Origin of the sequence: Roseibium sp. SCP15 (assembly GCF_040329435.1) — a bacterium.
Classification (GTDB): Bacteria; Pseudomonadota; Alphaproteobacteria; order Rhizobiales; family Stappiaceae; genus Roseibium.
The window spans coordinates 27,909-42,622 of record NZ_JBDZYI010000006.1 but is presented as its reverse complement, the minus strand read 5'-3'; the positions used below and the strand labels follow the sequence as shown (position 1 = coordinate 42,622).

The window sequence follows — 14,714 nt, the reverse complement described above, 5'->3', positions numbered from 1 at the left end:
GATCCGGAATGCCCCCAGATGACGGCTTGATCCCGGTAAATCATCCGGTGGACGCAGCCAGAGGCAAGGATTGAAGTTCGCAAGGGAACCGCAGTTCGACGGTCGTTCCCTTGCCCGGTTCGGAGATGATGCTTGCCGAACCGCCGCTTTGGCGGACGAATCCGTAGACCACTGCCAGTCCGAGCCCGGCACCACCCTGATCGGTCCGGGTCGTGAAATAGGGTTCGAACGCCTTGTCGACCTCTTCGTGGCTCATGCCAATGCCCTTGTCCTCAACCTGAACGACAACCTCACCTGCATGCTGGAGGGTCTTCACGCAAACTTCTCCACCTTCAGGCATTGCCGCTGCTGCATTGAGACACAGATTGAGGATTGATTGCTCAAACAGCTCCGGGTCGAGAACCATGGCCGGCAAATCGTTGTCCAGATCAAGTTTCAGGCTGCAGGTCTCACCTATGGCGATTTCCAGGATGTCGGCCATTCCGCGAAGCACCGCCGAGAGCTCGATTTTGCTGGAGTTGATCGGCTGCTGACGGCCGATGGTCAGCATGCTGCTGGCAAGCGAACGTCCCCGGTCGGCAGCCTTGCGGATACGGGTAATGTTGCGCATCTGCTTCTGGCTGAAACCGCCATCCTGTTCCAGCAGGCCGAGACTTCCGGTGATGATGCCGATCATATTGCCGACTTCATGGCTCAGCTGATGCGTCAGACGCATGATGCCATCAAGCCGCATTGCCTTTGCGGCCTCCGCTTCCTGTTTGTCCAGAAGCGTGACATCGCGGGCAAGCAAGACGACGCCATCGTCGCTCTGATGCGACAGCGAAATCTCCGTAACCGTGCCGTTTTCCGCGCGGTGGCGGACCGAGACCGGTTCGGTCAAAGGACGTCCGTTGGTACCGCCCGGCAGAGTGTCGGTCCGAATTTCCGGAATGGGTTCCAGAAACTGAACAAGCGGCAGCTTGCGGGCAGCGCCCTTGTGTCCCATGAGCTCGATCACGCGGCGGTTCATGGTGATCGGAAGGCCAGATGCATCGAAAATGGCAATGCCTTCGTTCATGCTGCGGAAGGTCGAGCGAATGGTGCGGGCAGCAGCTTCCGCGGTGCGGCGCAGACGCGTCACGCGGTCCACACTCTCCTTGAACGCCTGAAAGGCACTCTGAAGGTTCAGGAGCTCCGTTTCATCGCCCTGATAGACCGGCGGTCCCACATCTTTCTGGCCCTTGGCCAGATCATTCATGCCGCTGGAAAGAGAAACGATCCCTCTTGAGACCCGAATGGCCGAACGGATCGAAACAACGGCAATGGTCAGAACCAGCAAGGATGCCAGAGCAACGATGATCAAGAGGTTCTGGAGCGTCTGAGAGGTCGACTGAAAATCCTTGTTGAGCGTTTCGGTGACAATATCGGATTGGGTTTCGGTCGCGAGGGAAAGCTCTCTCGCCACATCGTGCAGCCTGGCAATCGAAGAACGCACTGCGAAGATTTCCAGGAGATAGCTGGTCTGTGCCGCAAAGACCCGTTCATATGGCTCAAGTTCGGCTTCCATCAACTTTTCGGCGGGGATCGACCGATCTCCGGTTTCAGCCACGTATCGGCGGCGCAGCTCTCCGAGCTGAAACAGACTGCCGGAGCTCGAGACGGAATGGACAATCGCATTCAGACGCTGACGCAACTGCTTCTGCTTGACGGTTTCTCCGACTGCGATTTCCCCAAGGGCGGAGGAAACCTGTTCCTTGAATTGCTGCGCGGTTTCTGCCTTGCCGGCCAGGGCCAGTGTCTGTTCCCTGATCTGGCCCAGAAGCTCGAAGATCCGCGTGTTCGCAGCCCGGTACGCTTCCTTTCCGGGGGGATATTCGGGGATCGTGCGCAGCAATTCGTCGACCTGTTCGACCAATGCCCTGCTCTTGCTGGACACCCGATAGGGTGATGTCGCGTTCATCAAAAAGGGTGCGCTGGACACCAGGTCGGACACCTGGCGCGAGACGAGTGACGCATCCGCCAGGCTGGAATAGGCCTGCAGGCCATAGGCCGCTGTTTCTTCCCGTGCCTTGAGCAGGCCGTAAATCGCAATCGCCGACAGAGCAAAGGCAACGACACAGATCAGCACGATGGCCGCCGGAAGACGGAATGCGATTGAAGAAAGGACAGAGCGGCTGATCATCATGTCAGATCGGCTTGGTCTCGGTGAAGGATATAGCCCTTGCCGCGACGGGTCTTGATATGGCGAGGCAGGTCCGGGTTTCGCTCGATCTTGCGGCGAAGACGCAGAACGAGCACGTCTACATTCCTGTCGATGAGACGGTCTGTTTCTGCACCAAGCTGTTCCAGGATCTGGGTGCGGCTGACCGGTTCGTTCGGCGTTGCGGCGAGGATTTCCAACAAGGAAAACTCGGACGATGTCAGTGTCTTCGACGGATCGGAGGTACAGATCGCCTTGCGATTGACGAGGTCAATGACCCAGTCGCCCAGGAGGATCGCGGACGGCTCATGCTGTACGGCAGGATTTTCCTTCTCACTCTTGAGGGCCGGATGAAGGCGCCGCAGAACGGCCTTGATCCGAGCCGTCAGCTCAATCGGCTCGAACGGCTTGACCACATAATCATCTGCTGCGGTTTCCAGCCCCAGCACTCTTTCCGCCGCGCTGCCGGCAGCCGTCACCATGACGATGCCGATATCCATTTGCGATCTCAGCTTTTGGGCAAACACGCGACCAGACATGCCGGGCAGATTGTGATCCACCAGCACAAGATCAAAGTGTCTTGCCGTCAGGACACTGGCGGCTTCTTCGGCGGAACTGGCAATATGGGGCAACCAGCCTTCGGCCTCCAATAGATCCGAAATAAGCTCCGCCATATCCGGATCGTCTTCGACAATCAGGATATTGATGCCTTCATTGAGCAATTTGCATTCCTCCCGGAATGCATAATATGCATCGTCGACGCATAAGCAAAGTACTGATTTTCCTTGTGTTTGTTACATTTGTAAGGTTTGTAATATTTGCAACTTTTTTCCTGCGCCGGCGAAACAACGGTAACCAAATTACAGTTGTGAATGCCGTCACTTCTGCCATGTTGGTGAGGTTCCTGGAGACTTGTCTTCGGGAGTGGGAGGAAACATGAAACTTGTCACGCCACTCGGAGTGGGCACAGCCCTATGGCTGTCGGCCTCACTCGCCGATGCTTCGGCTCAGGACCTGAATGTCCTGTGCGGCGTTGACGAGGCCTGGTGCCAAGCCATGGAAGCGGCTTTCGAAGAGAAAACCGGCTTTGACGTGTCCACAAAGCGCAAGAGCACAGGCGAAATCCTCGACCAGATTCGCGCCGAGAGCGAAGATCCCAAGACGGACATCTGGTGGGGCGGAACCGGCGACACTCATTTGCAGGCCGTTGCCGAGGACCTTCTGGAACCCTACCGGTCGTATAACGAGGATGACGTCCTTCCCTGGGCGCAGAATTTTTATCTAATGTCGGGTGGTATGTCCGCCGGAGTATATGCCGGCGCGCTCGGCTTTTCCTACAATTCCGAAGTCCTGTCCGAGAACGGTGTGTCTGCGCCTTCGTGCTGGAAGGACCTGACGGATCCGCAATTCCGCGGCTTGATCCAGATGGCCAATCCGAACTCTTCCGGAACGGCCTATACGACGCTGGCAACGCTGGTTCAGCTGCTGGGGGAAGATGAAGCCTTCAATTATCTGACCGCCCTCAGCAGAAACATATCCGATTTCACTACGTCGGGCGCCGCGCCGGTCAAGGCGGCAGCACGCGGCGAAACCGGGATCGGTATCTCCTTCATTCATGACGCCGTGACGCAGAAAGCAGCCGGCGTACCCCTCGTCATCGTCGCGCCTTGCGAAGGGACCGGGTACGAAATTGGCGCTGTCAGCATCGTCAGGGGTGCCCGAAACATGGAAGCGGCCCGTCAGTTCGTCGATTTTTCGCTCAGTCCTGCGGGACAGGCGACCGGCGCTGCCTCCGGCCAGAACCAGATCCCGTCAAACGCAAAAGCGGCCCTGCCACCGGCAGCACCTGATATCTCGTTGATCAGAATGGTCGACTACGATTTTGCGACCTTCGGCTCGCCAGAGCAGAGACGCAGGTTGCTTGAACGCTTCAATGGCGAAGTGCTCCAGAACGCAGAGCCCGAAGCCATGAACTAGAGGACTTTCAAACACGTCAGATCTGACCGGCAACGGACCGTTCTCGCGGCTCCGAACGGGAGAATTATGCCCAATGCCGGTCATGACCCAGCCGAATGGCTGAATCCGGTTGTCTGAACCGGAAAACCAAACATCAGGCAAACGCCCTAAGTGGAGGAAACTAAATGTCAATTAAAGCTCTTTCCATCGCAATGCTGACCACAACGGCAGCATTCACCGTTTCGCAGGCTCAGGCAGCAGGCAACCTCAATGTCATCTGCTCGGCAGACGTTGTCATCTGCGAACAGCTCAAAGGCGATTTCGAAAAGCAGCACGACATCAAGGTCAACATGGTGCGCCTGTCCTCAGGTGAGAGCTATGCCAAGATCCGTGCGGAATCACGCAATCCGAAGACCGACATCTGGTGGGGTGGCACCGGCGACCCGCACTTGCAGGCGGCTTCCGAAGGCCTGACCCAGGAATACAAGTCCGACAAGCTCGGTGACCTTCATGAGTGGGCGCAAAAGCAGGCGGAAAGCTCCGGCTTCAAGACCGTCGGCATCTATGCCGGTGCACTCGGCTGGGGCTTCAACACCGACATCTTCAAGGAAAAAGGCTACAAGGAGCCGGTCTGCTGGGCGGACCTCCTGAACGAAGAACTCAAAGGTGAAATTCAGGTCGCAAACCCGAACTCCTCCGGTACGGCCTATACGACCCTGGCGTCGCTTGTTCAGATCATGGGCGAGGACAAGGCGTTCGAATACCTGAAGGAACTGAACAACAACATCTCGCAGTACACCAAGTCCGGTTCCGCTCCGGTCAAGGCTGCGGCGCGCGGCGAAACCGGCCTCGGCATCGTCTTCCTGCACGACGCAGTTGCACAGGCTGCATCAGGCTTCCCGGTCAAGGCAATCGCTCCGTGCGAAGGCACCGGCTACGAAATCGGCTCCATGTCGATCGTCAAGGGCAGCAAGAATCTGGACAACGCCAAGGTCTGGTACGACTGGGCGCTTTCCCCTGAAGTTCAGTCCCGCATGAAAGATGCCAAGTCCTTCCAGCTTCCGTCCAACAAGGCTGCTGAAGTGCCGAAGGAAGCGCCGAAGTTCGAAGACATCAAGTTGATCGATTACGATTTCACCACTTATGGCGACCCGAAGACCCGCAAGGCTCTTCTGGAGCGTTGGGATGATGAAATCGGCGCAATCGCCAACTAATCGAGCTCCCAGGGCGGGTCTGCACCGGGGCCTTCGGGCTCTGGTGCAGGCCCAAATCATATGACTTACTGAAATGACAGGGGTGGCCATGCAAAGTGGCAATAAACGGCTGGATTATCTCCTGATAATGGGGCTGATCTCGTTTCTAATTCTGCCTTGGTACAGGGTGGAGGGGGGCTTCTTTGCCTTTGAATGGCTATCCGGTTTCCTCTCCTCGTCAGACTTGGCACCCGGCATCCTGCAAATGTTTGTCGAAGGGCGCAGCTGGCTGGTCCTCGCACTGGCATTCTTTCTTGTGGGCGCAGGCGCCCGGTTCATCGCGGACCCGGACAAGCGCGGCAAGCTCATGGTGATTGCCGGCAGCCTCGGCATTGTCTACATGACCATGCAGGGCCTTGCGATCAGCTTCACCGGCTGGGCCTGGACCTTCATGGACAACAACTTCGGGATGCTGGCCACGGGCCAACCGGCCATGGGCGCCGGTGCCATCGTGCTGTCCCTCGTCTTTGTTCTTTTCATCGCCTTCGGCTTTGCCGAGCGTGGTGTGATGAAGGGCGATGCCTTCGTCGTCGGATCGATTTCCGTCCTGATCTTCCTGGTGACCGTTTTCATTTTTTATCCGATCGGCAGCATGTTCGTCGGTTCGTTCCAGGACTTCGACGGCTCGTTCAAGCCGGACGGCTTCTTTGAGAACATGCAGGATCCGTCAATCTGGAGCCTCAATTGCGTTGTTGGCGCAGGTCGCTGCGGTGTTGCGTGGCGCACGCTGACCCTCGCGGTGATGACCGGGATCGGCTCGACTGTTCTGGGACTTGCCTTCGCCCTGGTGGCAACGCGCACCAATTTCCCGTTCAAGAGAGGCCTGCGGCTCTTGACGGTGTTGCCAATCATCACGCCACCCTTCGTGATCGGCCTCGCCCTGACGCTCCTTTTCGGCCGTTCCGGCGTCGTTACCGAAGCGCTCGATTTCCTCTTCGGCATTGAACCGAGCCGCTGGCTCTATGGCCTGACCGGCATCTGGATTGCGCAGGTTCTCTCCTTCACCCCCATTTCGTTCCTCGTGCTGATCGGCGTCGTTGAAGGTGTCAGCCCATCAATGGAAGAGGCGTCGCAGACCTTGCGTGCCGATCGCTGGCGAACGTTCTGGAAGGTTTCCCTGCCCCTGATGAAGCCGGGTCTGGCAAATGCGTTCCTGATCGGATTCATCGAGAGCATGGCCGACTTCGGCAACCCGCTGGTGCTTGGCGGCAGCCACGGCGTTCTCTCGACGGAGATTTTCTTCGCGGTGGTCGGATCGCAGATCGATCCATCACGGGCAGCCGTTCTCGCGATTGTCCTGCTCAGCTTCACGCTGACGGCGTTTCTTGCACAGCGGCTGTGGCTGTCGGGCAAGAACTTCGCCACGGTGACCGGCAAGGGCGACAGCGGTCAGCATGCTGGACTGCCGAAGAGCCTGTCCATTTCGGTCTACGGCATCGTCATCCCCTGGATGGGCTTCACGCTGGTCGTCTACGGCATGATCATCTTCGGTGGTTTCGTGAAGACCTGGGGTCTCGACAACTCCCTGACGCTGGAACACTACGCACGCGCCTTCTCCGTCAGCTTCGAAGATGGTGCTTTCGTCTGGACCGGTGTCGCCTGGAACTCCTTCTGGACGACCATGGAAATCGCGTTGATCTCGGCTCCCTTGACTGCGGCCGTCGGTCTCTTGACCGCCTACATCATCGTCCGACAGACTTTCGCGGGCAAAAACGCCTTTGAATTCGCCCTGATGATGAGTTTCGCGATCCCGGGCACCGTTATCGGCATCAGCTACATCATGGCGTTCAACCTGCCTCCGCTCGAGATGACCGGTTCAGCCCTGATCCTGGTTGCGTGCTTCGTCTTCCGGAACATGCCGGTCGGCGTTCGCGGTGGTGTTGCGGCCATGAGCCAGATCGACAAGAGCCTGGATGAAGCTTCCCTGACCCTGAAGGCAAACAGCGCGCGCACGTTGCGCAAGGTGATCCTGCCTTTGCTGCGTCCGGCGATCACCGCTGCCTTGGTTTACTCCTTTGTCAGGGCGATCACGTCGATCAGCGCGGTCATCTTCCTCGTCAGCGCGGAATACAACATGGCGACCTCCTACATTGTCGGCCTCGTCGAAAACGGCGAATACGGCATCGCGATCGCCTATTCCTCCATGCTCATCTTCGTGATGATCACGGTCATTACCGTGTTCCAGCTGCTGGTTGGCGAACGGCGTCTGCGCCGGGAAAACCGGGTCTCCGGTCTCATCAAGTCACGTAAATTTCGTATGTCGCAGGAGAAAACTGCATGACTACCCTGAAAAGCGGATCCGTCGTATTTGAAAACGTTCGCAAGGACTTCGGCACGTTTACCGCGATCCCGGATCTTTCCCTCACGATCGAACCCGGCAACCTGGTGACCCTGTTGGGGCCATCCGGTTGCGGCAAAACCACAACCCTGCGCATGTTGGCCGGACTGGAACATCCGACCTCCGGCAAGATCCTGATCGGTGGCAAGGACGTGACCATGCTTCCCGCTCACGAGCGGGACGTGTCCATGGTCTTCCAGTCCTACGCGCTGTTCCCGCATATGAGTGCGCTGGACAATGTCGCCTACGGGCTTGAGTCCTCGGGTTTCAACAAGAAAGAAGCGCGCGAACGCGCCGAAGACGGCCTGGTGCAGGTCGGGCTGGAAGGGATGGGGCATCGCCTGCCCGCCGAACTTTCCGGCGGTCAGCAGCAACGCGTTGCAGTTGCCAGGGCGCTGGTTCTGGAGCCGCAGGTTCTGCTTCTCGACGAGCCACTCTCCAACCTTGATGCGCGCCTTCGCCGGAAGGTGCGGACAGACATCCGGGAGCTGCAGCAACGTCTCGGCTTTACCGCTGTCTATGTGACGCACGACCAGGACGAAGCCCTCGCGGTATCCGACCGGATTGTCGTGATGAAAGATGGCAAGATTGCCCAGTCCGATACACCGCAGAACCTTTACGACGAACCGGTCTCCGCATTCATTGCGGACTTCATGGGCGAGGCGAATGTCATTTCCTGCGAGGTCGTCGAGCAGGTCGGAGATCTGGCAACCATCAATGTCGGCGGTCTTCAGCACAAGCTGAATTCAAAACGGGCCAAGGTCGGTCAGGCGAAACTGGCTGTCCGCCCCGGCGCGGTCACGCTGAACCCGGACACGGATACAGGTCTTGGCGGCGAAATCCTGACCACGGCCTATCTCGGTGACCATGTCGAATATGAAGTGGAAACGCCGGTCGGCAACTTTTTCGTCATCGATCACGCCGTGGAACGCTTTTTGTCTCCCAAAACGACTGTTTCCCTTAGCTTCCGCAATCGCGGCCTTGCCTTGATCGATGGCTGAGCATAGACATCATGATCATTTCCAGCACTGAGGATACGATAGACTTGGACAAGCGCTTCCAGCTCGCACAAGAAATGGCTGAAGAAGCCGGAGCTCTGGCTTTGGATTACTTCCAGCGACGTCATGAACTGATGATTGAAACCAAACGCGACCTGCACGACGTTGTTTCAATCGCTGACCGGAACGTTGAAGACCTCATCCGCAAAAGGATCTCAGCATCCTTTCCCGACGACGGCATTCTGGGTGAAGAGCACGGTTACGAAGAGGGCACCAGCGGTTACACTTGGGTGGTGGACCCGATTGACGGTACCGCTCCCTTTCTCAACGGTCTGTCCAGCTGGTGCGTTTCCATAGCGCTGCTTCACGATGGTGAGCCGGTCATCGGTGTCATCAAGGCCCCTTGCGACAATGAAACCTTCGCTGCCATGAAAGGCAAGGGAGCGACCCTGGATGGCCAAAGCCTCGAGCTGGACCCGGAGAGAACGCTACAGAACGGCCTGACCGGCATCGGCGGAAACAGTCATGTGCCTCCGGCGATGATCGGTGCCTCAATCACGTCGCTCCTGGAAGCCGGTGGCAATTTCGTCCGTACCGGTTCCGGCGCGCTGATGCTGGCCCATGTCGCTGCGGGCCGGCTCGTTGGCTACTACGAGCCCTACATGCATGCATGGGACTGCCTGGCCGGATATTGCCTGGTGAAAGAAGCCGGTGGCGAGCACCTGCGCTTTCCCGTTGAAGGAGAGACGATCCGCAAGGGATCTCCGGTCCTGGCCGCTGGCCCTGGTGCCTTCCGCGATCTTGAAGAGCTTGCACCCAGGATCGAAAATTTCTGAGCAGCCTGACGGGCGTGCAAATCGACGGTCCGGCATGACAAGGCCGTGGCGGCACCAGATGTCAGAAGGCCGGCTTTTGCCGGCCTTTTGCATGTCTCATGTGTCTTCGGAACAATCCCCGGTTCGGCTGAAACGGGGAGCCGGAGCAACGGAAAAACGACCGTCTTCCTTTGTGATGGTCCCACGGGCTCCAATGTGCTCACCCAGATGCGCGTCGGCGGTGGTCTCCACCCAGGAGATACAGGCGTCCGGCATCGCCAAGGCCTGATCAAGCTGGGCGTTGCTCATTGACGCGACCCGGGCTTCGACAAGCTGGCTCATCTGAGGCCAGTTTTTCTTGTCCATCTGGTTTTGAAAGAGCGGATCGTTCAGATCCAACGCCTTGCACATGGCCAGGTAGAATTTGGGTTCTATGGCTCCCACCGCAATGTGGCGGCCCCCGGCCGTACGATAACATCGGTAAAAGGGGGCGGCGCCATCCAGAAGATTGCTCTGACGCGCCGGCGACCAAAGACCGGCATTCTGCCAACCGTAATGCAGCGCCATCAACAAGGCGGTTCCGTCAACCATCGACGTGTCGACAACCGAGCCCTGTCCGGTCGTCTTCGCAGAAAAGATTGCTGCAAGCACACCAAAGGCCCCGAGCAATCCCCCACCGGCAAAGTCACCTACCAGCGGCAGTATGGGCGCAGGCTCCCGGTCGGCATGTCCCGCAGCATGAAGGGCGCCGGTAAGCGCGACATAATTGATGTCATGTCCGGGATGATCAGCAAGAGGCCCCGTCTGCCCGTATCCGGTGATCCTGCAATAGACCAACGCCGGATTGATCTTTCGGCAGGTCTCGGGGCCGAGCCCCAGCCTTTCCATCACGCCTGGTCGATGACCTTCCAGCAGAACGTCTGTTCCGGCAACCTGTTCCAGCGCTTCACTCCGGCCTTCATCCGATTTCAGATCAAGCTGAACGATAGCCGAACGTCCCCGCAAGAGCAGGTCATCCTGACCTGCATCAACTCCATTGGGCTGTCCACCCGGACGCGTGACCCGGGTGATCTCGGCGCCATGGTCAGCAAGCATCATCGCGCAGAACGGCACCGGCCCAATGGCATCGAATTCGAGCACCTTCAGTCCGGCAAGAGGCTTCAAAGGGTTCATGCCGCTGATCGTTTGTGCATGAACGCGGAGCGCTGGCAGGATGCGACCAGCACATTGTCCTGATTGAAAGCTTCGTGGCGAAACCGGACGATCCCGGCATTGGGCCGCGATCGGCTTTCGCGGCATTCTCCAACCGTTGTGCGCACCCGCAGAGTATCACCGTGAAAGACGGGTGCCGGAAACTCGACATCAGTCATCCCGAGGTTGGCGATCGTTGTGCCAAGAGTAGTCTCGGAAACAGACATGCCGATCATCGCACCCAGAGTGAGCAGCGAATTGACCAGGGGTTTGCCGAACTCCGTCTTTTCGGCAAAATGCCGGTCGATGTGCAACGGCTGCGAATTGTAAGTCATTGAGCAGAAGAACATGTTGTCTGCCTCTGTGATGGTGCGGGTGATGGCATGGTCGATCACCATGCCTTCTTCAAACTCTTCGTACCAGAGACCTGCCATACCTATCCCCTTTGCTCCTCGTTGAGCTGCAACTGCACAAGCAGCGTGCCGGCCTCGACGCTCTCTCCCGGCACTGCCCTGATGCTCTCGACCGTTCCGGCGGCGAGCGCTTTCAGCTCCATCAGCAGTTTCATGGATTCCATCACCACCAGCGTTTCTCCAGCACCGACGGCTGCTCCCTTTTCCGCCAGCACGTTCACCACCAGACCCGGCATCGTCGCTGCAATCCGATCTGGTGCCGCCGTGGTTTTTTGATGCTGCGCAGCGTTGTAGTCGCCCAGCTGAACAACTTGATGGGCGGCGTCGAAGTCTTTGCCCCACACATGCACCATGCCATTGGAGATCAGAACTCCAATGATTTCCTGAACACCGTTTCGCTCAACACGGAGCGTTTCCGGGGCGAGCCAGGTCGCCTCCAGTCTTTCCTCATCTGAAGTCCTGCCAACAACGAACCGGGTTCCAGCTACCTTTTGAACCGAAACCCGGTTTTCCGGTGCTTTTGCATCCAGGTACACCGCATGAGCTGGCCGACCGGCAGCCTCCAGGAGCCTGAATCCGCTGAGCGACTGCCATGGGGACTTGCTATCCTTTGGTGCCAGATGAAGCGCCAGCGCAGCATAGACCAGCGTGTCTCCATTCGATTGCCGCCAGCCTTTGGGCCATTCCTGCCTCAGGAAGTCCGTTGTAATTTCACCGCTTTGAAACCGTTTGGTTTGAAGAGCGTCCCGCAAGAACTGCCTGGTGGTCCTAAGTCCGGCGACTTCCGTTCGTTCCAGACCTGCAATCAGCTTTCGGCGCGCCGCGTCTCGGTCCGGACCATGAGCGATCAATTTTGCGATCATGGAATCGTAGCTGGAGCCAACGGCTGACCCGGCATCGACACCGCTGTCACAGCGAATGCTCTGAGGGACCTGCCATTTCAAGATCGTTCCCGTTTCCGGACGGAAACCGTCCGAGGCGTCTTCCGCCGTCAGGCGTGCTTCCATGGCATGACCGGTACACATCACCTGATCCTGCGTCAGTCCCAGCGGTCTACCGGAAGCGACCAGCAGTTGCTGCTCGACCAGATCAAGGCCGGTCACTTCTTCAGTGACGGTATGTTCCACCTGAAGACGGGTGTTCATCTCCAGAAAGAAGAACTCACTCGTCGCGGCGTCCATGACAAATTCAACCGTGCCGGTACTGTCGTAGCCAATTTTCCGGCCCAGTCCCACGGCCGCCTCACAGAGGGCCTGGCGCGTTGCTTCGGTCAGGTTCGGAGCCGGGGCTTCTTCCAGAATCTTCTGGTGGTTTCGCTGGACCGAGCAATCACGCTCGAACAGATGAATCACGTTGCCATGCTTATCGCCCAGGAGCTGTACCTCGACGTGTCGTGGATTCCGGATCAGTCTTTCAATCAGCAACCGGTCATCGCCGAAGGACCTTGCAGCCTCCGTGCGCGCAGCCCTGATCGCAGCTTCAAGATCAATCGGCTCGAAGACAGCGCGCATGCCCTTGCCACCGCCGCCCGCACTGGCCTTGACCATGACGGGCAGACCGATTTCATGTGCAGCAGCAACAAGTGCAGCGTCGCTCTGGTCCTCACCCGCATAGCCCGGAATGCAGGGAACACCTGCCTCAAGTGCGATTTTCTTCGCAGCGATCTTGGACCCCATGGAAGTGATCGCTTCCAGATGGGGCCCAACCCATACAAGGCCCTGTGCGGCGCACCCTTCGACCAGATCAGGTTGCTCCGACAAGAACCCGTAGCCCGGGTGAACCGCTTGCGCGCCCGTCAGTCTGGCAGCTTCAAGGATCTTGTCCGTGCACAGATAACTTTCACCCGCCGGGGCGGGTCCGATGGCAACCGCCTGATCGGCCATGCGCACATGCAGCGCGTCCCGGTCGGCTTCCGAGAAGACCGCAACGGTCCGCAGCCCCATCTTTCGGGCCGTCTTGATGATGCGGCAGGCAATTTCACCGCGATTTGCAATCAGCAGACTGTCAAACATCCGGGACCTCACATTCTGTAAACCGGGCGCGTCCCCGTATCCGGGTCCTCTCCCGCAGCCAGCGAGATGCACAGGCCAAGCACATCACGTGTCTGGTTCGGTTCGATGATGCCGTCGTCCCACAGCCTCGCCGTGGCGTAGTAGGGATCGGATTGCTCTTCGAACTGCTCTCGGGTTCTGGCATCAAGGGCTGCAATGTCCTCTTCACTCGCTTCGGACTTCAGACTGGCACGGCGAAGGTCGGTCACGACCGTTGACGCCACATCCGGGCTCATGGTCGCAATCCGGGCGTTGGGCCAGGAAAACAGGAAGCGCGGCCTGAAGCCCCGACCACACATGCCATAGTTCCCGGCTCCATAACTGCCACCGACAATGACGGTGAATTTTGGAACCCGGGCATTGGAGACCGCATAGACCAGTTTGGCCGAATGTTTGGCAATGCCTCCCTTCTCGGCTTCGGTTCCAACCATGAAGCCGGTTATGTTCTGAAGGAAAAGAAGCGGGATCTGGCGCTGGTCGCACAATTCGATGAAATGCGCACCCTTTAGCGAGCTTTCAGAAAACAGGGCGCCGTCGTTTGCCAGAATTCCAATCGGATAGCCGTGGATATGCGCAAAGCCGGTGATCAGGCTTGCGCCGTAGTCCGGCTTGAACTCGGACAGAACAGACGCATCGACCATCGAACAGATCAAAGCCCGCATGTCAGCAGGGCGTTTCAGATCAACAGGCGCATAGTCTTCCGGATTTCCCGAGTTGGCCAACGGTTCGACCGGGGGCCTGGGCGGCGGCATGATTGCCCCTTCAATACCAAGATTGGCCACGATCTCCCGGAGCTTCTGCAAAGCCGTTTCCTCATCTGGAGCAACATGATCGCTGACACCGGAAACCGTTGTATGCATGTCTGCTCCACCCAGGGTCTCGCCGTCGACAATTTCGTTGATCGCCGCCTTGACGATCGGCGGGCCGCCGAGATGAATCCGCCCGGTGCCCCTGACCATGATGACCTGATCGGAAAGGGCGGGAATGTAAGCGCCTCCAGCGGTGCACCCACCGAAGACGACGGAAATCTGGGGTATGCCGGCAGCCGACATCTGGCATTGCCGCCAGAAACTTCCACCGAAATGATCCTGGTCCGGAAAGACGCGGTCCTGCTCGGGCAGAAATGCGCCGCCACAGTCGACCAGGTATAGGCAGGGCAATCGATGTTGCTGGGCGATCTCCTGCGCTCGGGAATGCTTTCGCACGGTCTCGGCAAAGAACGAACCTCCTTTGACCGTCGCATCATTGGCGATGATCATGCAGGGCCGGCCATGGATCAGGCCGATGCCTGTCACGATGCCGGCACCCGGCACCTCGCCGCCATAGAGCCCATGCGCCGCCAGCGGCGACAATTCCAGAAATGCCGTCCCCGCATCGAGCAGAAATTCAATTCGGTCCCGAACGAAGATCTTGCCCCGCTGCTGGTGCCGGGCCCGAAATCTTTCGCCGCCGCCTTCAGACGATAATCGCTGAGTTTCCCTCAATTCGGCGATGAGATCGGCCATTTCGACCATTGCCGC

At 58.4% G+C, this 14,714-nt stretch carries 11 protein-coding genes; 5 read left to right on the top strand and 6 right to left on the bottom strand.

The features are described 5' to 3' along the window. Positions 1 to 40 precede the first annotated feature (40 nt). Both ABLO27_RS26285 and ABLO27_RS26280 read right to left on the bottom strand, forming a co-directional pair. Positions 41 to 2,161, bottom strand: a complete 2,121-nt coding sequence (locus ABLO27_RS26285; protein ID WP_353037201.1) for an ATP-binding protein — start codon at positions 2,159 to 2,161, stop codon at positions 41 to 43. Continuing rightward, positions 2,161 to 2,901 carry a response regulator transcription factor gene (locus ABLO27_RS26280; RefSeq protein WP_353037072.1) on the bottom strand — a complete coding sequence of 247 codons (741 nt, stop codon included), beginning with the start codon at positions 2,899 to 2,901 and terminating at the stop codon, positions 2,161 to 2,163. Before ABLO27_RS26280 ends, ABLO27_RS26285 begins: the two co-directional genes overlap by 1 nt. 214 nt (positions 2,902 to 3,115) lie before the next feature. On the opposite strand from ABLO27_RS26280, the gene ABLO27_RS26275 reads away from it, so the two are divergent. The 5 genes from ABLO27_RS26275 to ABLO27_RS26255 all read left to right on the top strand — a co-directional run bounded on the left by ABLO27_RS26275 (position 3,116) and on the right by ABLO27_RS26255 (position 9,560). After that, positions 3,116 to 4,156: an ABC transporter substrate-binding protein gene (locus tag ABLO27_RS26275; protein WP_353037071.1), complete on the top strand. Its 1,041-nt coding sequence runs from the start codon at positions 3,116 to 3,118 to the stop codon at positions 4,154 to 4,156. 191 nt (positions 4,157 to 4,347) lie between these two features. Then, positions 4,348 to 5,349, top strand: coding sequence for an ABC transporter substrate-binding protein (locus tag ABLO27_RS26270; protein ID WP_353037200.1), 1,002 nt, complete (start codon positions 4,348 to 4,350; stop codon positions 5,347 to 5,349). An 88-nt stretch (positions 5,350 to 5,437) separates the two neighbouring features. Beyond that, entirely contained in the window at positions 5,438 to 7,669 is a 2,232-nt protein-coding gene (locus tag ABLO27_RS26265) for an ABC transporter permease (RefSeq protein WP_353037070.1), read from the top strand. After that, positions 7,666 to 8,727: an ABC transporter ATP-binding protein gene (locus tag ABLO27_RS26260; RefSeq protein ID WP_353037069.1), complete on the top strand. Its 1,062-nt coding sequence runs from the start codon at positions 7,666 to 7,668 to the stop codon at positions 8,725 to 8,727. Before ABLO27_RS26265 ends, ABLO27_RS26260 begins: the two co-directional genes overlap by 4 nt. Before the next feature lie 11 nt (positions 8,728 to 8,738). Then, complete coding sequence (locus ABLO27_RS26255) at positions 8,739 to 9,560, top strand: inositol monophosphatase family protein (protein WP_353037068.1); 822 nt, start codon at positions 8,739 to 8,741, stop codon at positions 9,558 to 9,560. 96 nt (positions 9,561 to 9,656) lie between these two features. Here ABLO27_RS26255 and ABLO27_RS26250 read toward each other — a convergent pair whose 3' ends face one another. The 4 genes from ABLO27_RS26250 to ABLO27_RS26235 are packed head-to-tail and all read right to left on the bottom strand — an operon-like array spanning position 9,657 to position 14,708. After that, positions 9,657 to 10,712, bottom strand: a complete 1,056-nt coding sequence (locus ABLO27_RS26250; protein WP_353037067.1) for a CaiB/BaiF CoA transferase family protein — start codon at positions 10,710 to 10,712, stop codon at positions 9,657 to 9,659. Continuing rightward, positions 10,709 to 11,164, bottom strand: coding sequence for a MaoC family dehydratase (locus ABLO27_RS26245; protein ID WP_353037066.1), 456 nt, complete (start codon positions 11,162 to 11,164; stop codon positions 10,709 to 10,711). Before ABLO27_RS26245 ends, ABLO27_RS26250 begins: the two co-directional genes overlap by 4 nt. A gap of 2 nt (positions 11,165 to 11,166) precedes the next feature. Continuing rightward, a complete protein-coding gene (locus ABLO27_RS26240) occupies positions 11,167 to 13,155 on the bottom strand; it encodes an acetyl/propionyl/methylcrotonyl-CoA carboxylase subunit alpha (RefSeq protein ID WP_353037065.1) in 1,989 nt (662 codons plus the stop codon). A gap of 8 nt (positions 13,156 to 13,163) precedes the next feature. Continuing rightward, a complete protein-coding gene (locus ABLO27_RS26235) occupies positions 13,164 to 14,708 on the bottom strand; it encodes an acyl-CoA carboxylase subunit beta (protein ID WP_353037064.1) in 1,545 nt (514 codons plus the stop codon). Between the last annotated feature and the right edge of the window lie 6 nt (positions 14,709 to 14,714).

Excerpts from the sequence above, each read along its gene's own strand:
- ABLO27_RS26285 (WP_353037201.1), bottom strand. The coding sequence starts at position 2,161 with ATGATCAGCCGCTCTGTCCTTTCTTCAATCGCATTCCGTCTTCCGGCG.
- ABLO27_RS26265 (WP_353037070.1), top strand. The coding sequence starts at position 5,438 with ATGCAAAGTGGCAATAAACGGCTGGATTATCTCCTGATAATGGGGCTG.
- ABLO27_RS26275 (WP_353037071.1), top strand. The coding sequence starts at position 3,116 with ATGAAACTTGTCACGCCACTCGGAGTGGGCACAGCCCTATGGCTGTCG.
- ABLO27_RS26240 (WP_353037065.1), bottom strand. The coding sequence starts at position 13,155 with ATGTTTGACAGTCTGCTGATTGCAAATCGCGGTGAAATTGCCTGCCGC.
- ABLO27_RS26235 (WP_353037064.1), bottom strand. The coding sequence starts at position 14,708 with ATGGTCGAAATGGCCGATCTCATCGCCGAATTGAGGGAAACTCAGCGA.
- ABLO27_RS26245 (WP_353037066.1), bottom strand. The coding sequence starts at position 11,164 with ATGGCAGGTCTCTGGTACGAAGAGTTTGAAGAAGGCATGGTGATCGAC.
- ABLO27_RS26270 (WP_353037200.1), top strand. The coding sequence starts at position 4,348 with ATGCTGACCACAACGGCAGCATTCACCGTTTCGCAGGCTCAGGCAGCA.
- ABLO27_RS26260 (WP_353037069.1), top strand. The coding sequence starts at position 7,666 with ATGACTACCCTGAAAAGCGGATCCGTCGTATTTGAAAACGTTCGCAAG.
- ABLO27_RS26255 (WP_353037068.1), top strand. The coding sequence starts at position 8,739 with ATGATCATTTCCAGCACTGAGGATACGATAGACTTGGACAAGCGCTTC.
- ABLO27_RS26250 (WP_353037067.1), bottom strand. The coding sequence starts at position 10,712 with ATGAACCCTTTGAAGCCTCTTGCCGGACTGAAGGTGCTCGAATTCGAT.